The organism is Dyella humi (assembly GCF_044904605.1).
In the GTDB taxonomy this organism is placed as follows: Bacteria; Pseudomonadota; Gammaproteobacteria; order Xanthomonadales; family Rhodanobacteraceae; genus Dyella_B; species Dyella_B humi.
In genome coordinates this window covers 2,137,994-2,156,131 of record NZ_JADIKI010000023.1, presented here as the reverse complement: position 1 = coordinate 2,156,131, position 18,138 = coordinate 2,137,994, and the positions used below count along the sequence as shown (strand labels likewise).

Below are 18,138 nucleotides of genomic sequence, written 5' to 3'. Positions count from 1 at the left end.
GCGTCCGTACGTCGATCGCTTGCCATTGCCTTGCGTTGCGGGCAAGGTTCGGGCATGAGTCCCGATACCACACACCCCGAAGCCGCTCCCTTGTTGGATATTCACGAAGCCAGCGTGCAGCGTGGCGAGCGCCTGATTCTCGATCGACTGAGCCTGCGTCTCGCCGCTGGCCAACATACCGCCATCCTTGGCGCCAACGGTTCGGGCAAATCCACGCTGATCCGATTGATCGCGCGCCAGCTTTATCCGCTCGCACGCAAAGACGGCCAGCCGACAATCAAGATCTTTGGGCGCGACCGCTGGAACGTCAGCGAGCTGCGCAGCCTGATTGGCATCGTCTCGCCCGTCGTGCAAGGCGACTACACCAGCGAGGAGTCACCGCTGGAAGTGTTCGACGCCGTGGTCTCCAGCTTCTTCGCCGCGCGCGGCCTGTGGGTGAATCACCAGATCACCGAACCCATGCGCCAACGTTCCCTAGAAGCGTTGGCGCAAGTGGAAGCGTCGCACCTGATCGGCCGCGAGATGGCGAGCTTGTCCACCGGCGAAGCACGCCGCGTGCTGATCGCACGTGCACTGGTGCATCGTCCGCGTGCGCTATTGCTGGATGAGCCCTGCACCGGACTGGATCCGGCCAGCCGCCGGCGGTTTCTGGAAAGCTTGCGCCAATTGGCGAAGCATAGCGTCACGCTGTTGCTAGTGACGCATCACGTGGAGGAAATCCTGCCGGAGATCGATCATGTGGTGCTGCTGCGTGAAGGCCGGCTGTTGCGCGTGGGCAGCAAGGCCAGTGTGTTGACCGGTGGGATGCTGACGGATGCTTTCGGCATGCAGGTGCATGTGGAACGGCGCGGTGAGTATTACCACGCGAGTGTTGATTGAGTTTGTGCTGATTAGTGCGTGCGTTACGCAACCACGTGTTTCTCGTCGTCTCGGCGAAAGCCGGGACCTAGTGTCTTTGCGCATCAAAGTCTCTGGGCCCCGGCTTTCGCCGGGGTGACGGACTCTAAACTATCAGTATCACTGAGTCCCGACGCTGATATGCCTACCAACGAGAGCGAATGCAAGACTCAACGCGGCGAGCAGAAGCAATACGCGTACACGTTCGGGTGCCCTGCTTGCGCGGTGCGCAACATGGCTAGTTCCGGCGCCAGCACCGGCAATTGCGCGAACCAGCTTGGCAGTCTCACGCCGTAACCCTGCAGCGACGAAACCATGGCCGATTGATTGAAGCTCACCACGAAGCGCTCAAACGCGCCCATTGGCTGCTCCTGGTAGCGCACGGCGTAGTCCTTGCCGAGCTTCGCCAGATCCGCGGCTTTCTGGACCGCGGCGTCGAGCCCGCCGAGCTGGTCGATCAGGCCGCGCTGTTGCGCCTGGCTGCCGGTCCACACGCGGCCCTGCGCCACGGCGTCGATCGCGGCGTAATCCTTACCGCGCGCCTGCGCCACACCGCCGACGAAGTCGTGATAGCCCTTGTCGATGATGGACTGGATCACCGTGCCCACCTTCGGGTCGAGTGGGCGAGTGATGTTGAAGGCACCGGCCAGCGGCGCAGTTCCCACGCCATCGCTGGTGATGCCGAGCTTGCCGAGCGCACCCGGCACGGTGAAGTACATGCCGAAGATGCCGATCGAGCCGGTGATGGTGTTGGGCTCGGCGTAGATCTGGTCCGCGTTCATCGAGATCCAATAGCCACCGCTGGCGGCCACATCGCCCATCGACACCACCACCGGAATGCCGGCTTTGCGCGTCAGCGCCACTTCGCGGCGTATTTCTTCCGCGGCGTACACCTCGCCACCAGGCGAATTCACCCGCAGCACCAGCGCCTTGGTGCGTTTGTTCTCGCGCGCGCTGCGAATGAGCGCGGCGGTCGATTCACCGCCAACCGAACCGGCCTGTTGCTTGCCGGAAGAAATCTCACCCTCCGCCACCACCACCGTCACGGCAGATGCACCGGGCGTGTCGCGATCCGGAACAGCGGTTGCGTAGCGATCCAGGCCCACGCCGCGAATGCCGTGCCCATCCTTGCCGGCAGGTACGCCTTGCGAACGCAGCGTATCGATCAGTTCCTCGCGCGTGGCGAGGCCATCGATCAAGTGCTCGTTCAGCGCCAACTTGGCGAGATCGCCTTGTGCGGCGGCCAAGCGATCGGGGAGATTGTCGATATCCGAGCGCACCGCCGCCGCATCGAGCTTGCGCAGCATGGCGATGTCGCGGATGTAGCCGTCCCACAGACCGCCCATCCAATAGCTGTCCGCTTCCTTGGATTCGGGCGACGCGTGATCGAGCACGAACGGCTCGGCCGCGCTCTTGAACTGGCCGACGCGGAACAGGTAGACGCTCACGCCCAGCTTGTCGAGCAGGTCCTTGTAGAACAGGCGATAGTTGGAAAGGCCAGTGATGAACAGCGCGCCCTGCGGATCGAGCAGCACGCGATCGGCATGGGCCGCAAGGTAATACTGATATTGATCCAGGTCCGCGCCCCAAGCGACCACCGGCTTGCCGGCGGCACGAAAGCGATCGAGCGACGCACCTACTTCTGTCAACGCCGCAAAACCGCCGCTCTGCAGATGTCCCGGATCGAGCACGATGCGCGTAATGCGTGAATCCTTCGCCGCCGCATCGATCGCGCCGACCAGGTCGCGCACTTGTACTTCCTTCGCTTCATCGCCGGAAAGCTTTGAAAACACGCGCTGCATCGGACTGATGCTGTACTGCTCCACCAATCGCCCTTCCGGCCGCAGCACCAGCACGCTGCTGTCCTGGATATCGTTGAGGTGCTTAGCCGCGCCAACCGCCAGCACCACCAGCAAGAACAGCCCCAGGAAGGCGAAGAACGCCACGTTGAGGATGATCAGCCGCACGATGTTGAGCCCGCGCCCGAACACGCGCAGAAAGGCCCAGAATCCGTTCGGTTGCCGCGGGCGGCCGATGGGCGGTGGTGTGCTCATAAACGCTTCAGATCCTTTTTAATGGTCCGCCGGCACAGCCGGTCATGAGGTGATAGTTGCATCCGCGGCGGCCGGCGCAACAGGGCCAAACGTCCCGGCTTTATGCCGGAACGAACTGCGCCAGAAACGCACGAACAGCAGCAGAGCTGCCATGCTGAGGCCGGCGATCAGTCCCATCCATATCCCACGTGCGCCCAGGCCTACGTGGAACGCCAGCCACCAGCCGACCGGCATGCCCACGCCCCAGTACGCGAACAGGGTGATCGCCATCGGCACGCGTGTGTCCTTCAAGCCGCGCAGCGCGCCGTTGGATGCCACCTGGATACCATCGGAAAACTGGAACAAGCCGGCCAGCAGCAGCAACTGCGCTGCCAGCGCAATGACGGTTTTATCGTGGGTGTAGAGCGAGGCGATTAGCTGCGGAAAGCCCAGCATCAAGCCTGCCGAAATGGCCTGCGTGGCCAGGGTGAGGCCGATGCCGCAGAACCCCGCGTAACGAATGCCGGACGCATCGCCACGCCCCACCGCATTGCCGACGCGCACCGTGATCGCCATGGCCAGCCCCAGCGGCACCATGAAGAACAGCGCCGCCACGTTCAGCGCAACCTGGTGGCTGGCCACCATGTCCTCGCCCATCGTGCCGATCAGCAGCGCCGCTGCCACGAACAGCCCACCTTCGGCCAGCAGGGTGATCGCCATCGGCAGGCCGATGTGCACCAGCCGGCCGATGCGCTTGAAATCCGGCCATTCGAAATGGCTGAACACGCCCAGCCCTCGGTAGTTGGGATGGAAAAATATGTAGATGCCGAACGCCAGCATCTCGATCCACAGCACCGTGGCCGTGGCGATGCCGCAGCCGCGCGCGCCTTGCGGTGGCAGGCCGAGCTTGCCGAACATGAAGATGTAGCCCAGCGGCACCAGCAGCACCAGGCCGCCGAAGCTGAAATACATGGAAGGCCGCGTCAGCGACAGCCCTTCTGAAAGACCGCGCAGCGCGAAGTAGCAAGTCAATGCCGGCGCGCCCCAGCTGATCGCGCGCAGGAACTCGCCCACGTCGCCATACAGGCTCGGCGACACGCCGATCAGCTTGATCAAGGGCTCCGCATGACGCACCGCGAGCCCCAGCAGAACGCCCATGGCGAGCGCCAGCCAGATCGCCTGGTGGAACACCTCGCCCGCCTCATGCCGGCGGCCGGCGCCGTCCAGTTGGGAGATCGACGGCGGCACCGACATCATCATGCCAATGCCGCTGACGATCGCCAGCGACCAGATGCTCGCACCCACCGCCACCGCGCCCAGCACGTGCGCGCCAACGTGCCCGGCCAGCACGGCGTCGATCACGTTGCTGCCGACGGCGGCGAGCTGGGCCAGAATCAGTGGCAGGGCGAGGCGCACGGTAGCGCCGATCTCCCGCGCGACCCGGGCTCGGTCGAGATGGAAGGGTTTCATGGGTTTGCATACTCCGGAGCCGCACATTGTACCGCGCGGTACCGGCAATGCTTCCGGCCCTGTTCTACTTCCCGCCGGCCTGCCAAGATTCGACGCTGCGCCAGGGGAAACACGTATGAAGGAACTCACCGCCTACGAGGGCGCGCTTTGCGCCAACTGCCAGACGCCGCTGCAAGGCGAGTACTGCCACCACTGCGGCCAGTCGGTGCACAGCGTGCTGCGCCCGGCGCACGGGCTGTTCGAGGAATTCTTCGAGACCTTCTTGCACATCGACGGGCGCATTCTGCACACCGTCCCGCCACTGTTCCTGAAACCCGGCTTCCTCACGCTGGAATACTTCAGCGGCCGGCGAGTGCGTTATATCGCCCCGTTCCGACTGATGTTCGTGATTTGTCTGCTGTCGTTCTTCACGCTGCACTTGGCGGCGGACGTGATCGCACACCGCGCACAGCAGCGCCATCAGGCTGTAGTGCTGGTCGATCAGGGCGACGACTTCTCGCAAGCACAGACCTCGCAGGAGGTTCAGCATCAGCTCGACCGTAAGCTGGAGGCGCTGGAAGCCACACGCACCGTCGGTAACGCCGCGATCGTGGCCCAGGTGGATCAGGCCGAAAAGACGCTCCGCGAGAAGGCCAACGCACGGCTGACCGAACTCGGCACGCCAGCAAGTGCTTCCTCCACCAAGGCGCCTCCTGGCACGAACGAGGCCCAAGACGAGCGACCGATCACTCCGATACACCTCAACGGGTTGCCGGATTTCGCCAACGAGCGGTTCAACGAGTTTCGCGAACATCTGGTGCAAAACATCAGGGCTTTAAAGCACGGCGACGCTGCGCATCGCCAGGAAGCCTTGGACCATATCAGCGCCGGCATGTTCGGAGCGCTTCCCGGCACCATGCTGGTGTTGGTCCCGGTGTTCGCCTTGCTGCTGAAATTGTTCTACATCTTCAAGCGCCGGCTCTACATGGAACACTTGATCGCGTCCCTGCATAGCCACGCCTTCCTGTTCCTGAGCCTGCTGCTGATCGTGATCGCCGGCATGCTCAATACCTGGCTCAAACCCCTCGCGGCCTGGGCCGGCTACGCGGCAGGCCTGTTGCAGGGCGCGCTCATACTGTGGGTGCCTGTCTACCTGCTGATCATGCAGAAGCGGATTTACCGCCAGGGCTGGGTGATGACGGCCGTGAAATACTGGTTCATCGGGTGGTGCTATTTCTGGCTGCTGATGCTGGCCTTGATGGTCGCCGTCACCCTCGGCCTGGCCCATTGATTGTCATTTTCGGAAGGCCAAAAGCCCGGTTTTGCACAGCGTCAAGGTATTGACATACGCGCGTGTCAAGCCCGTGAGCGCGGTTAGGACGATCCCGAACTGCCCTTTCAACACATTGATGTACATGGATATTTTTAGCTGGTCAAAACTTGCACAGCCTGTCACAAGGGCCGTTCTAATGCGCGAAACGGCCCCCTCTCAACGGCGCATCCACAGACTTATCCACAGTTCTTGTGGATAAGGGTAAAACCACGTATCGATGAGCTACTTAGCCGTTTTTCCTAGATGACAGAGCAGCAATCGCGGGCAAGCTTCCAGCATGACTTTCTCCATCGGTATTTCGTGAGGGCGTACCCTGCCGCGCGCGATACACTCCCCGCCATGCCGGCCTTCTTCTGACGCCATGCCTCTCGTTCTTCGCATCGCCCTGCCGGTTCCGCTTCCCACCTTGTTCGATTACCTGCCACCTGCCTCGGGCGCGGCGGCGGTAGGCAGTCGCGTGCTCGTTCCCTTTGGACGCAACAAGGCCGTAGGCGTCGTGGTGGAAACCGACATGCCAGCCCATGTCGGCAGCACGCGGCTGAAGCGCGTGCTGCGCGTACTGGATGAGACGCCACTGCTCGATGCCGAACTGATGCAAACGCTGGCCTGGGCCGCCGACTACTGGCTCGGCGCGCCGGGCGAAGCCTATGCGAACGCGCTGCCCTTGCTGCTGCGCGAAGACAAGCCGCTGCCGGAAACACAGGAGCCGATCTGGCAGCTCACCATCGCTGGACGCAGCGCGCTCGATGCCGGCAGCCGTCGCGGCGGCAGCCGTGCTCTGCTACAAGCCTTGCTCGCTGGTCCGATGTCGGCAACCGAGCTGGACACCACTCTGCCCGATTGGCGACCCGCCGCGCGACGCTTGGTCGAAGCCGGCCTGATCGAACGCGCGGAGCCCGCACCTTCGTCGGCCTTCTTTCCTGCTGTGCCGAAGCTCGCGCTGCATGCCGAACAAGAAGTCGCCATCGCTGCGGTAACCGAAGCCTTCGGCCGCTTCCAGCCCTTTCTGCTCGACGGCATTACCGGCAGCGGCAAGACGGAGGTTTACCTCGCTCTGATCGAACGCACGTTGGCGCAAGGCAAACAGGCGCTGCTGCTAGTGCCGGAGATCGGCCTGGCGCCACAGACCGTGCGCCGCTTGCGCGATCGCTTAGGCGTGCCGGTGGAAGTGCTGCATTCCAACCTCGCCGAAGGCGAGCGCGCCCGCGCATGGCTGCGCATGCGCGCGGGCGAAGCGAAGGTCGTCCTGGGCACGCGCTCGGCCGTATTCACGCCGCTGCCGCATGCCGGGCTGATCATCGTGGACGAAGAACACGACAGCGCCTACAAGCAGCAGGAAGGCTTCCGCTATCACGCACGCGATCTGGCGCTGGTGCGCGGACGCGCGCTGCAGGTACCCGTGCTGCTCGGCTCTGCCACACCGTCACTAGAAAGCCTGGCGAACGTCGAGGCCGGTCGCTACCGCGCGCTGCATTTGCGTTCGCGTCCGGCCGCCACGCATCCACCGCAAGTGCAGATCATCGACATGCGCGCGCAGCGCCTGGAACACGGCTTGTCGCCCGCATTACTGCATGCGGTCGGCGACGCCGTGACGCGCGGCGAGCAGGCGCTGGTGTTCCGCAACCGCCGCGGCTACGCGCCGGTCTTGCTATGCCACAGCTGCGGCTGGCACGCGGAATGCCCGCGCTGTGAACACCCGCTCACCCTTCACGCTGCCTGGCGCAAATTGGTGTGCCATCACTGCGACCTGCAAGCGCCCGTGCCTTCCACCTGTCCCACGTGCGGTGGCCAGGAGCTGAAACCGCAAGGCCAAGGCACCGAGCGACTGGAAGAAGCGCTTACCGCGCATTTCCCGCAGGTACCGGTGCTGCGCATCGATCGCGAAACCACGCGTCGGCGCGATGCGTTCGAACAATTGCTGGACAATCTGGCGGAAGACGCGCCGGCGATATTGGTAGGCACGCAGATGCTGGCGAAGGGCCACGATCTACCGAATCTCACATTGGTTGCCATCGTTGGCGTGGACGAAGGCTTGCTCAGCGTCGACTTCCGCGCCGGAGAACGTCTGGGGCAACTCGTCGTGCAAGTGGCTGGCCGCGCAGGTCGCGCGCGCAAGCCCGGTCGTGTGCTGTTGCAAACGCATCATCCTGATCATCCGCTATTGCACACGCTGCTTGCGCAAGGTTACACGGCAGCGGCGAAAGAGCTGCTGGCCGAACGCAAGCAGACAGGATTACCGCCTTATGGACATCAAGTGTTGCTGCGTTGCGAAGCGCATCAGCGCGCAGTCGTCGATGCGTTTCTTTCCGAAGCGTGTGCAGCCCTGCCCACTGCAGACACGTTGCAGATCGCCGGCCCCATGCCTGCACCGATGCCGCTACGCGCAGGACGTCAGCGCGGACAACTGCTGATCGAATCGCCCAGCCGCCGCGATCTACACGCTGCAGTGCGGCCGTGGTCGGCGCAGCTTGCGCAGTTGCCTAGCGCGCGCAAGGTGCGCTGGTCGCTGGATGTGGATCCGATCGATCTTTATTGAGCAGCCGGCCCTAAGACACTCAACCCGTCTACACCGCATCGATCGGACTAGGCTAAATATCGTTGAAGTCGATGTCGCACCGCGGGATCCCGGCTTTCGCCGGGATGACGAACGCTCTGTAGAGAGCTCCTCGCAAGTAAGCCAGCAACATCTGGGTGCGGAGATGCCTTGCCCTCAATGACAACTCAAACCGGCTCCAGCCAGCCCCACTTGTCCTGGGTCTTGCCGTCGAACAGGCCGAAGTAGAGTTCCTGCAGCCGGCGCGTGACACGTCCGGCCTTGCCGCTGCCGACCTGCTTGCCGTCGATCTCGCGGATCGGGGTGATCTCGGCGGCGGTACCGCACATCAGCACTTCGTCAGCCAGGTATAGGTACTCGCGCGGGATGTCGCGTTCCACGACTTCGATACCGTCCTCGCGCGCCAGCACTTTAATGGTGTCGCGGGTGATGCCGGCGAGGATAGAGGCGCTGGCCGGCGTGGTGTGAAGCACGCCGTCGAATATCAAGAACAGGTTTTCGCCGGCGCCTTCGCTGAGCAGGCCACTGGCGGCCAGGGCGATGCCTTCGCCGAAGCCAAGGCGGCGTGCCTCACGCGCGACGAGCTGGCCGGAAAGGTAATTGCCGCCGGCCTTGGCGCCGGCGGGGACGGTGTTCGGCGCGAAACGCTGCCAGCTCGACACACAGGCGGTAATGCCCACTTCCAGCGCTTCTGGCCCGAGATACGGACCCATCGGCCAGGTCGCCACGGCGACGTCGATCGGCGTGTCGGCGGAGAGCCCGAAGCCGCCCAGACCGCGATACGCGACCGGGCGCAGATAAGCCGCGGAGTAGCCGTTCTTACGAATCACATCGCGGCAGGCCGCCGCCAGTTCGTCCTGCGAATAGGGCAGCACCATGTCGTAGATCTTGGCCGACAGGTACAGACGCTTTAAGTGATCGGTGAGGCGGAAGATCGCCGCGCCTTCCGGCGTAACATAGCTGCGGATTCCCTCGAATACCGACGAGCCGTAATGCAGGGCATGCGACATCACGTGCGCGGTGGCATCCTTCCACGGCTTGATTTCGCCGTTCTGCCAGATCCATTCGGGGTACTGCTGGGCCATGGGGGCAATCTCCGTTGGGGACCGCTCATGATAACGGGCCGAAGCTTTCAGCGCCTTTCGTCAACTATGCGGTTGCAACCACACGCATCCGGACCTATGCACCACGTTGAAGCGGGTTTCCTCGCTGGCACCGCTGCCATCGTCGGACTCGGTCCGCACGATCAGCGCTTCGCCCTGGGCGGGCGTCGGCTTGGACGAAGCCGACAGCGAGAGTGCGGAAGGATCCGCATCGTCGTCATCGCCAGCAGTCGATGCGTTCTTGACCTCGATCAATGGACGCGCCATCAGGCGATTGAAGTAACGGATACCGGCCACGACCTCTTCTTTTCCGTCGCCATTCCACAACGTCACGCCGGCAAGACGATTGGGATTGCGTTCGGCGAAAGCATCGATCACCGCCTGCTTGAGCTGTTTCAGATCCGCCGCGCAGGTCACCGCAGGCGGCTGCGAAAGTGTGGCCGGCGCATGCACACTCGCTGCGGGAGCCGGCGCTGACAGCACTGGTGCAGCATTCACATCGGCACAGACGCGATCCGTAAACACGGGAATGCCGTCCGCACCCATGCAACGATGGATGTCGCCCTGTGCATGGGCGCACATAGGCATCAGTAGGAGCAGCAGTAGAAAGATCAGGGGACGCATCGAGCAAGCATAGCCCGATGCGCGCGATGCATCAGTGCAGTTGATCAAGCACTGCGCGTGTCGCTTTCGCACGGTTCAGCGTGTAGAAGTGCAACGCTGGCGCACCGCCTTCCAACAAGCGACGGCACAGTTGCGCCACCACTTCCGCGCCCATCGCACGGATGGATTCCACATCGTCGTAATACGCCTGCATGCGCTTGGCGATCCAGCGGGGAATTTCCGCGCCGCAGGCATCGGAGAAACGCTTGAGTTGCGCGTAATTGGAAATCGGCATGATGCCCGGCACGATCGGCACCGTGACACCCAGACGGTGCACGTCGTCGACGAAGCGGAAGTACGCGTCGGCATTGAAGAAGTACTGCGTGATCGCACCATTCGCGCCAGCGTCGATCTTGGCTTTGAAGTGAAGCAGATCGGTTTGCACGTCTTCCGCCTGCGGATGCATTTCCGGATAGGCTGCCACTTCGATGTGGAAGTGACCGCCGCTGTATTCGCGAATGAAGCGCACCAGTTCCGCGGCGTAACGGAAATCACCCGGCGAAGCCATACCTGAAGGCAGGTCGCCGCGCAGCGCCACGATGCGCCGATAACCGGCGGCTCGATACGCATCGAGCAGCTCGGCGATTTCCTGGCGGGTGCCGCCCATGCACGACAGGTGCGGCGCCACCTCCAGCCCATGCTGCCGATGCAGCCGCGCCACGGTTTCGCTGGTGTAGCTCAGGGTGGAGCCGCCTGCGCCGAAGGTGACGGACACGTACTCCGGCTTGAGCGCCTTCAGTTCCTTTGCCGTCTTATCGAGCTGGGTACGCTGTTCGTCGGTTTTGGGCGGGAAGAATTCGAAGCTGATGGCCGGCATGGCTAGGTCCTTGCGTCAGGATGTCCAGTATATATCTCTTAGTCGAGATGAAAAGATATATGACGTAATCAGCCGTGCGCCTGCATGCCGACGGGCAACTTCCGGTACAGGTACCCCGCCCTGCCACGGGCTGACACTGCATATGCCGGTCTGTCATCATCGCCGGATTGTGTCGCCCGTAGGGCGCCATTCGTCTGGCTTCAGGGAGTGCTCGATGTCTTCTTCCAACGCGATCCGCCGCGACGTAGGCCCGTTTGCTCTCATGCTTACGGGCTTAGGTTCGATCATCGGCTCGGGCTGGCTGTTCGGCGCATGGAAGGCGGCCGGCTTGGCCGGTCCGGGCGCGATTTGGGCATGGGTGCTGGGCGCAGCGATTATCATGACCATCGCGCTTACTTATGCGGAACTAGGCGCGATGTTCCCTGAATCCGGCGGCATGGTGCGTTACGGCCATTATTCGCACGGCTCGCTGGTCGGTTTCATCGCCGCGTGGGCGAATTGGATCGCGATCGTGTCGGTGATTCCGGTGGAAGCGGAAGCCTCGGTGCAGTACATGGCCTCGTGGCCATGGGCGTGGGCGCAGGATCTGTATCACGTGACCGATGGCGTGGGCGAGCTGAGCCACGCCGGCCTCGGCATCGCCGCCGTGCTTGTGATCATCTATTTCCTGCTTAACTTCTGGAGCGTGAAGCTGTTCGCACACTCCAACACGGCAATCACTGCGTTCAAGCTGGTGGTGCCGGCGGCAACCGGCCTGGCGCTGATCGCCAGCGGTTTCCATCCGGAGAATTTCTCGGTGGGCATCCATGGTGGCAGTCACGCCATCGACTTTCCCGCTGTGCTCACCGCAGTGGCCACCGCGGGTATCGTCTTCAGCTTCAACGGTTTCCAGAGCCCGGTGAATCTCGCCGGCGAAGCGCGCAATCCGGGTCGCAGCATTCCGTTCGCCGTGGTGGGCTCGATCCTGCTGGCGACCGTGATCTACGTGATTCTGCAGGTGGCCTATCTCGGCGCCGTGCCACCGGATCTGCTGGCCAAGGCAGGCTGGCACGGCATCAACTTCCGTTCGCCGTTCGCGGAACTGGCCATTATCGTCAACCTGCATTGGCTGGCGATGCTGCTCTATGTGGATGCCTTCATCAGCCCAAGCGGCACAGGCATGACCTACACTGCCACCACCGCGCGCATGATCTACGGCATGGAGCGCAACGGTACGCTGCCGAAAATCCTCGGCCTCGTGCATCCGAAGTGGGGCGTGCCGCGCCCGGCGATGTGGTTCAACCTGGTGGTGTCGTTTCTGTTTCTGTTCTTCTTCCGCGGCTGGGGCACGCTGGCGGCGGTGATCTCGGTGGCCACGATCATTTCCTATCTCACCGGCCCGGTGAGCGTGATGACGCTGCGCCGTACTGCTACGGAACTGCATCGCCCCTTGCGTGTAAGGGGACTGCCCGTGCTGGCCGGCGTCGCCTTCATCATGGCGACGGAACTTTTGTACTGGGCGAAATGGCCTCTGACCGGCGAGATCATTCTGCTGATGGTGGTGGCGCTACCTGTATATCTGTATTACCAGGCGAAATCCGGCTGGCATGATTTCGGACGGCACTTGAAGGGCGCGTGGTGGCTGATCATCTACCTGCCTGTCGTGGCGTTCGTGTCGTGGGCAGGTAGTACCACGTTCGGTGGTCACGGCTATCTGTCGTACGGTGCCGACTTGGTTGTCGTCGCGGTGATCGGACTGGTGTTTTATCTGTGGGGCGTGAAGTCCGGCTGGCGCACGCCGGCGGTAGAAGCGGCGCGCGATACCGCTCACACGCATCCGGATCTGCCACTGGTGCCGCCGGATGAGGAAACGGCCGAACGTATCGTTCGCAGCTAACGCGCGAGGCGCGTCAACCCAACGCCAGAATGTCGCCCAGCAATGCCTGGGCCGTCACGTCGGGGCCGGCGCCCGGACCTTGGATCACCAGCGGTTGCGTGTGATAGCGCGTGGTAGTCAGCGCGAATTGATTGTCGGTGCCGTACAAGCGCGCAGCAGGATGCGTCAGCGGCACTTCCGTGATACCTACTCGCGCGCGGCCGCGCTGATTGAGCCTTGCGAGGAAGCGCAGCACCTGGCCACGCGCACGCGCCGCTTCATGCAAAGCAGCCAATGGCTCATCCAGTTCTTCGAGGCGTTCCAGAAACGCTTCGGTGGAAATATCACGCAGGCTTTCCGGTACCAGGCTTTCCACGACCACCTCGTCGTTGCCCAGCGCGAAACCGGCGTTGCGGGCGAGGATCAACAGCTTGCGCGCAACGTCTTCGCCGGAAAGATCGGCACGCGGATCCGGCTCGGTATAACCCAGCTTGCGCGCGTCGCGCAGCAGCTCTGAAAACGGACGGCTGCCGTCATACTGATTGAAGAGATAGGAAAGCGAACCGGAAAACACGCCTTCCAACGTGAGCAACGCGTCGCCGCAATCGCACAGGCGGCGCAGCGTGGAAAGCACCGGCAAGCCCGCGCCCACGGTGGCGGAATCGCCATAGCGACCACCCGCCGCACGTGCGACCTGCAACGTGCGCCAACCTGAAAGATGCCCGCCGGCCAGCGACTTGTTGGCGGTGACGACGTGATAGCCGCGAGCCAGCCAATCCGCATGACGCGAAGCCAACTCGCCAGATGCGGTGGCGTCGACGATGACTTTCAGCGTGGCGTGATGCGCATCGAGTGCCGACAACAGCGCGGCATCGTCGCGTGCCGAACCTTCGCGCTTCAAGCGTTCGCGTAGATCGCGCGCGGCCAGCTGCACGGGCTCGATCTGCTGCTTGCGCGAGTTGGCTGCGCCCACCAGATGCAGGCGTTTCGCCACCGGTGTGCACAACAATTTGAGAAACGCGCCGCCCACCACGCCGGTGCCGAGCAATACCAATGCGACTTCCTGCGGTGCTAATGCAGTGTTTTTGGAAACGGAAGCTTCGGCCAACACCGCACTCATGCAATCACCCGGCGTTTCGAAGCGTTTTCGGTCACGGCCAAGGCGCGCTGCAGGCCCGCATCGAGATCGCGCAGCAGATCATCGCCATCCTCGATGCCGATCGACAGGCGCAGCAGCGTATCGGCAATGCCGGCAGTGCGGCGCGCTTCCGGCGCCATCGCCGCATGCGTCATCGATGCGGGATGCGCGACCAGGCTTTCCACGCCACCGAGCGATTCGGCCAGCGAAAAGAAATGCAGTTCATCCACAAAGGCTTCGATCTGCGGAACATCACCGTGCAGTTCGAAACTCAGCATGCCGCCGAAGCCTTGCTGCTGACGCGCGGCCAGGGCATGCCCGACGTGATGCTCCAGGCCCGGGTAATACACCTTGCGCACGGCCGCATGCTGATCCAGATGGGTTGCAATGCGCTCCGCGTTTTCCTGATGCTGACGCAGGCGTACGCCGAGCGTGCGCAAGCCGCGCAAGGTGAGAAAACTATCGAACGGCGCGCCGGTAAGGCCGTTGCAATTACCCCACCACTTCAATTGTTCGGCCACCGCCGCGTCGCGCGCCACGACCGCACCGCCGACCACGTCGCTATGACCATTGATGTACTTGGTGGTGGAATGCACAACCACGTCTGCGCCCAGCACAAGCGGCTGTTGCAGCGCGGGCGAGAGGAAGGTGTTGTCCACCACGACCAGGGCGCCAACGGCATGCGCTGCATGCGCCACGTGGCGAATGTCGGTGATGCGCAACAACGGGTTCGATGGCGTTTCCACCCATACCAGCGCGGGCTTCAAGGCCAGGCCCTCGGCGAGTGCGTGGTTATCGGTGAGATCGACGAAGCGAACGCTGAAACGCCCCTTCTTCGCCCACGCATCGAGCAAGCGCCAGGTGCCACCGTAGCAATCGTGCGCAGCAAGCACCGTCGCGCCGGCAGGAACCAGTTCCAACGCCAACGCTACGGCAGCCATGCCACTGGCCGTTACGACGGCACCGGCACCTTGCTCAAGTTCTGCCAGCGCATTGCCGAGCAAATCGCGCGTGGGATTACCGCTGCGCGAATAGTCATAGGCGCGCTTGCCGCCCAAACCGGTGAAGCTGTAGTTGGTGGAAAGATGCAGCGGCGGCACGACCGCGCCGTGCTGCGTATCCGATTCGATGCCGGCGCGTACGGCGCGGGTGCTGGAGGTGATTTCCTTCACGATATCGGCGCACATGGCTCAGGCTCCACAACGACAGGGGACGGCCTGGCGCAGCAGCGGCGCCAGTTTGTTGGTTTCTTTCAGGAAGGCATCGTGGCCATAGGGCGAATCGACGACTTCCAGCGTGGCGGAGCCGCGCAGGCGGCGCTGCAGTTCGCACAGATCGGCCAGAGGCACTAGGCGATCGGAGGGAAAACCGATCAGGGTAGCGGGCGTGCTGATCGCTTCCGGCGCGACGTCGTGCAAATCGATGGATTCGGACAACGCAAGAAAACGTTCCAGGTCGAAGCGCTCGACGAAACGGCGGCCGGCATGTTCCAGATAATCTTCGACCGGGAAATGGAAACGGCCTTCGCGGTAGTCGGGTGTGCTTGCAAAGCGGCGCGCGAATTCTTCGCTACCGCGATAAGTGGTCATCGCCAACTGGCGCGCGAGGGACAGTGCCTCTTCGATCTGACCAGAAGCCTGGCCCAGGCGCAGGATCTGGCGCTGGATCGCGCGCTGCGCAGTGGCCATTGGGTGCGCGCGATGCGCACCGGCGAGCAACACCAGTTTCTCTAGTTTGTCCGGATGGCGCGCAGCAAAGGCGAGCGCAGTCATTGCGCCATAAGAAGAACCAACGAACGCTGCAACACGACCAATGCCAAGCGCATCGACCAGCGCGGCCAACGCATCGGCTTGATCTGCGCTAGAAATAGCGCGTGGGCTGTTCTCGAAATCGGTCGGCGTCAGCCAGTCGATGCTGAGTACGCGGTAATACGCCAGATCGATAGCCTGCCCCTGTCCCACCAGTTCGGACCACCAACCTGGCTGCCCTTGCTCGGTGCCGGCCACGTGGCGATCCGCAGAGATGCCGCCCTGCACGATGATCGTGGGTGCATCCGCCGCGCCCGTCCACTGATAGCGCACGTCCACATGGCCGATGCCGTGACCGTACTTGGGCTGCAGTGCGAGACGACGTGAGCTGCGCTGTCCGGTAAGCGTGCTGCGCGAATGCAAGGGCACGACCACGGCAGTGGGACGATCGTCGAGTGAGGAATTGGCGAGGTGAGGCATCTTCGGTTCTCCGTATGCATCGCCCTGCGGAGAACCATTGAAGAGTTGCCGTCGGATTAGCCATGCATCGCATGGTTTTGACGACATCCCATCTACCGGTTGACGCCTAAGCGCCCCGCAGGAGTTGGCACCGTTACAGGGTTGATCCTGTAGGTTGCCCCGGCTTCAAAGGGCCTGTCCCTCAGCCGGTCTCGATGAGTGGAATCGACTATACAGACGGTATTTTTGACCGTCAATGGACGTTTAGACGTCTAAACGTAAAAACAGCTCAAAAGAATCGGATATGGAGCCCATATGGGAAATGACCATATGCACCGGGCATCGTCCTGGGTAGGCCGGTGGCAGGCTGGCGGACTCGCTGTATCCTCACACCCACGCCACTCCAGCCGGTAACACTGCCCGCATGAGCATAAAGCCCGATCTTTCCTCGGCCGTTGGCCATACCCCTTTGCTGCGCCTTCGCCATGCCTCGGAGCTGACCGGCTGCGAGGTGCTCGGCAAGGCCGAATTCCTCAATCCGGGCGGATCGATCAAGGACCGTACGGCGCTGGGGCTGATCCTGGATGCCGAACAGAAAGGGTTGCTGCGCCCCGCCGGCACGATCGTGGAAGGCACCGCGGGGAACACCGGCATCGGCATGGCACTGATCGGCGCGAGCCGCGGCTATCGCACAGTGATCTTCATGCCGGATACGCAAAGCCGAGAAAAGATTGACGCCCTGCGCGTGGCTGGCGCCGAAGTCCGGCTGGTACCGGCAGTGCCATTCAAGGATCCGAAACACTACGTCCACATCGCCCGTGCTTACTGCGAAAGCCTGAACGAGCAGGCGCCGGGCAGCGCCTGGTTTGGCAACCAGTTTGACAATACCGCCAACCGAGACTGGCACGAGACGACCACTGCGGTCGAGATCTGGGAGCAGACTGAAGGTAGGATCGACGGCTTCGTCTGCTCGGCCGGCACGGGCGGCACCCTGGCGGGCGTCGGGCGGGCGCTGAAGGCACGCAAGCCCGTAGTGACGATCGCACTGTCCGATCCCACCGGCTCGGCGCTGGCCAACTACATCAATTGCGGCGAACTCGTCGCGGAAGGCGGTTCGATCAGCGAGGGGATTGGTTCCAGTCGTATCACGGCGAATTTCCAGGATGCGCCCATCAACATGGCTTGGTCGATTCCGGATCAGGAGTCCGTGCCGCTGCTGCATCAACTGCTGCATGAGGAAGGCTGGTGCATCGGTGGCTCCAGCGGCGTCAACCTGGCCGGAGCCATTCGACTGGCGAAGGCGCTTGGACCAGGGCATACCATCGTGACAGTACTGGCCGACGCTGGCACCCGTTATCAGGCCAAGCTGTTTAATCCGCCCTTCCTGCGCGAGAAAGGTATTCCTGTACCGGAGTGGCTGCAGCAGTCCTTCGGCGGCTAACGAGGTACGCGTGGCAAATCATCCGCATTGCCGAACCAGGCGCTGTCCGGCGTCTGCTCGTTCAAGCTTTCGCAGTAAGCATGGGCAACGTGGACCTCAAGCATTGACGCCAGAAAACGGAACAGCAGAGGAATAGTGGATACGCTTTTCCGTCATCGACCTCCCGGCTGCGAGCAGCGTCACACTGTCTCTTGTCTGACATCGGCGGCAGATGTCGCATGCACTGCTGTGCAGCCCACTGGCGCTGGCAGCTTTCCTTCACGATCGAATGGCGCGCGATCAGGCCAGAACTAGCACGAGCACAGCTGGTTCATTCTGCTCGCGTTATGCAACGGAGTTCGCACTGGCCATACAGAGCGACGGCTGGATGCTCAACACCGAGAACTAGCACGATGACCATCTGCAGCACGCCTACGTCGGCGTTTGATCCACCAAGCGGGCACCGAAGCCCGTGATCGATGCGCCGCATGCTGCCATCGCTGTAAAGCAAAACGCCTTCCCGATCTCGGGAAGGCGTTTTAAGGATAAAGCCCCTGGCGGTGACCTACTCTTGCATGGGCAATGCCACACTACCATCGGCGCAGCTGCGTTTCACTTCCGAGTTCGGGATGGGATCGGGTGGGGCCACAGCGCTATAGCCGCCAGGGA

The 18,138-nt window shown here is 62.8% G+C and carries 13 protein-coding genes, 1 rRNA gene and 1 riboswitch; of the genes, 5 read left to right on the top strand and 9 right to left on the bottom strand.

Going from position 1 to position 18,138, the window contains the following annotated elements; translation table 11 throughout:
- Nucleotides 1–54 precede the first annotated feature (54 nt).
- Complete coding sequence (locus tag ISP18_RS20665; protein ID WP_380006848.1) at nucleotides 55–879, top strand: ABC transporter ATP-binding protein; 825 nt, start codon at nucleotides 55–57, stop codon at nucleotides 877–879.
- A 188-nt stretch (nucleotides 880–1,067) separates the two neighbouring features.
- On the opposite strand, the gene sppA is transcribed toward ISP18_RS20665, so the two are convergent.
- Both sppA and ISP18_RS20655 read right to left on the bottom strand, forming a co-directional pair.
- Nucleotides 1,068–2,951 carry a signal peptide peptidase SppA gene (sppA, locus tag ISP18_RS20660; protein ID WP_380006845.1) on the bottom strand — a complete coding sequence of 628 codons (1,884 nt, stop codon included), beginning with the start codon at nucleotides 2,949–2,951 and terminating at the stop codon, nucleotides 1,068–1,070.
- Nucleotides 2,952–2,993: 42 nt separating this feature from the next.
- A complete protein-coding gene (locus ISP18_RS20655) occupies nucleotides 2,994–4,400 on the bottom strand; it encodes an MATE family efflux transporter (protein WP_380006842.1) in 1,407 nt (468 codons plus the stop codon).
- Between ISP18_RS20655 and ISP18_RS20650 the strand changes: the two genes are divergently transcribed.
- Nucleotides 4,399–5,670, top strand: a complete 1,272-nt coding sequence (locus tag ISP18_RS20650) for a DUF3667 domain-containing protein (protein ID WP_380006839.1) — start codon at nucleotides 4,399–4,401, stop codon at nucleotides 5,668–5,670. The two genes, ISP18_RS20655 and ISP18_RS20650, sit on opposite strands and share 2 nt — an antisense overlap.
- A gap of 403 nt (nucleotides 5,671–6,073) precedes the next feature.
- A complete protein-coding gene (locus ISP18_RS20645; protein ID WP_380006836.1) occupies nucleotides 6,074–8,248 on the top strand; it encodes a primosomal protein N' in 2,175 nt (724 codons plus the stop codon).
- A gap of 185 nt (nucleotides 8,249–8,433) precedes the next feature.
- Here the strand turns inward: ISP18_RS20645 and ISP18_RS20640 are convergent, their stop codons facing one another.
- The 3 genes from ISP18_RS20640 to metF all read right to left on the bottom strand — a co-directional run bounded on the left by ISP18_RS20640 (nucleotide 8,434) and on the right by metF (nucleotide 10,849).
- On the bottom strand, nucleotides 8,434–9,351 hold the full coding sequence (locus ISP18_RS20640) for a branched-chain amino acid transaminase (RefSeq protein ID WP_380006833.1): 918 nt from the start codon (nucleotides 9,349–9,351) through the stop codon (nucleotides 8,434–8,436).
- A 60-nt stretch (nucleotides 9,352–9,411) separates the two neighbouring features.
- Nucleotides 9,412–9,957, bottom strand: a complete 546-nt coding sequence (locus ISP18_RS20635) for a DUF4124 domain-containing protein (protein ID WP_380006830.1) — start codon at nucleotides 9,955–9,957, stop codon at nucleotides 9,412–9,414.
- 67 nt (nucleotides 9,958–10,024) lie between these two features.
- Nucleotides 10,025–10,849: a methylenetetrahydrofolate reductase [NAD(P)H] gene (gene metF, locus ISP18_RS20630; protein WP_380006827.1), complete on the bottom strand. Its 825-nt coding sequence runs from the start codon at nucleotides 10,847–10,849 to the stop codon at nucleotides 10,025–10,027.
- Nucleotides 10,850–11,063: 214 nt separating this feature from the next.
- On the opposite strand from metF, the gene ISP18_RS20625 reads away from it, so the two are divergent.
- Nucleotides 11,064–12,725 carry an APC family permease gene (locus ISP18_RS20625; RefSeq protein WP_380006824.1) on the top strand — a complete coding sequence of 554 codons (1,662 nt, stop codon included), beginning with the start codon at nucleotides 11,064–11,066 and terminating at the stop codon, nucleotides 12,723–12,725.
- Between the two features lie 13 nt (nucleotides 12,726–12,738).
- Here ISP18_RS20625 and ISP18_RS20620 read toward each other — a convergent pair whose 3' ends face one another.
- Genes ISP18_RS20620 through metX form a run of 3 tightly spaced genes read right to left on the bottom strand, consistent with a single transcriptional unit; the run spans nucleotide 12,739 to nucleotide 16,070 of the window.
- Nucleotides 12,739–13,824, bottom strand: a complete 1,086-nt coding sequence (locus ISP18_RS20620; protein WP_380006821.1) for a homoserine dehydrogenase family protein — start codon at nucleotides 13,822–13,824, stop codon at nucleotides 12,739–12,741.
- Nucleotides 13,821–15,029: a cystathionine gamma-synthase gene (gene metB, locus ISP18_RS20615; RefSeq protein ID WP_380006818.1), complete on the bottom strand. Its 1,209-nt coding sequence runs from the start codon at nucleotides 15,027–15,029 to the stop codon at nucleotides 13,821–13,823. Before metB ends, ISP18_RS20620 begins: the two co-directional genes overlap by 4 nt.
- Before the next feature lie 3 nt (nucleotides 15,030–15,032).
- Nucleotides 15,033–16,070, bottom strand: a complete 1,038-nt coding sequence (metX, locus tag ISP18_RS20610; RefSeq protein ID WP_380006815.1) for a homoserine O-succinyltransferase MetX — start codon at nucleotides 16,068–16,070, stop codon at nucleotides 15,033–15,035.
- Between the two features lie 85 nt (nucleotides 16,071–16,155).
- Nucleotides 16,156–16,271: riboswitch (SAM riboswitch) on the bottom strand.
- Nucleotides 16,272–16,473: 202 nt separating this feature from the next.
- Between metX and ISP18_RS20605 the strand changes: the two genes are divergently transcribed.
- A complete protein-coding gene (locus ISP18_RS20605; RefSeq protein WP_380006812.1) occupies nucleotides 16,474–17,490 on the top strand; it encodes a cysteine synthase A in 1,017 nt (338 codons plus the stop codon).
- Nucleotides 17,491–18,021: 531 nt separating this feature from the next.
- Here the strand turns inward: ISP18_RS20605 and rrf are convergent.
- Nucleotides 18,022–18,136 (bottom strand): 5S ribosomal RNA (gene rrf / locus ISP18_RS20600).
- Nucleotides 18,137–18,138 lie beyond the last annotated feature (2 nt).

What these genes read in the sequence shown, in the direction of transcription:
- ISP18_RS20635 (WP_380006830.1), bottom strand. Translation starts at nt 9,957, where the DNA reads ATGCCTATGTGCGCCCATGCACAGGGCGACATCCATCGTTGCATGGGT.
- ISP18_RS20665 (WP_380006848.1), top strand. Translation starts at nt 55, where the DNA reads ATGAGTCCCGATACCACACACCCCGAAGCCGCTCCCTTGTTGGATATT.
- sppA (WP_380006845.1), bottom strand. Translation starts at nt 2,951, where the DNA reads ATGAGCACACCACCGCCCATCGGCCGCCCGCGGCAACCGAACGGATTC.
- ISP18_RS20620 (WP_380006821.1), bottom strand. Translation starts at nt 13,824, where the DNA reads ATGAGTGCGGTGTTGGCCGAAGCTTCCGTTTCCAAAAACACTGCATTA.
- ISP18_RS20645 (WP_380006836.1), top strand. Translation starts at nt 6,074, where the DNA reads ATGCCTCTCGTTCTTCGCATCGCCCTGCCGGTTCCGCTTCCCACCTTG.
- metB (WP_380006818.1), bottom strand. Translation starts at nt 15,029, where the DNA reads ATGTGCGCCGATATCGTGAAGGAAATCACCTCCAGCACCCGCGCCGTA.
- metF (WP_380006827.1), bottom strand. Translation starts at nt 10,849, where the DNA reads ATGCCGGCCATCAGCTTCGAATTCTTCCCGCCCAAAACCGACGAACAG.
- ISP18_RS20650 (WP_380006839.1), top strand. Translation starts at nt 4,399, where the DNA reads ATGGGTTTGCATACTCCGGAGCCGCACATTGTACCGCGCGGTACCGGC.
- ISP18_RS20605 (WP_380006812.1), top strand. Translation starts at nt 16,474, where the DNA reads ATGAGCATAAAGCCCGATCTTTCCTCGGCCGTTGGCCATACCCCTTTG.
- ISP18_RS20625 (WP_380006824.1), top strand. Translation starts at nt 11,064, where the DNA reads ATGTCTTCTTCCAACGCGATCCGCCGCGACGTAGGCCCGTTTGCTCTC.
- ISP18_RS20655 (WP_380006842.1), bottom strand. Translation starts at nt 4,400, where the DNA reads ATGAAACCCTTCCATCTCGACCGAGCCCGGGTCGCGCGGGAGATCGGC.
- ISP18_RS20640 (WP_380006833.1), bottom strand. Translation starts at nt 9,351, where the DNA reads ATGGCCCAGCAGTACCCCGAATGGATCTGGCAGAACGGCGAAATCAAG.
- metX (WP_380006815.1), bottom strand. Translation starts at nt 16,070, where the DNA reads ATGCCTCACCTCGCCAATTCCTCACTCGACGATCGTCCCACTGCCGTG.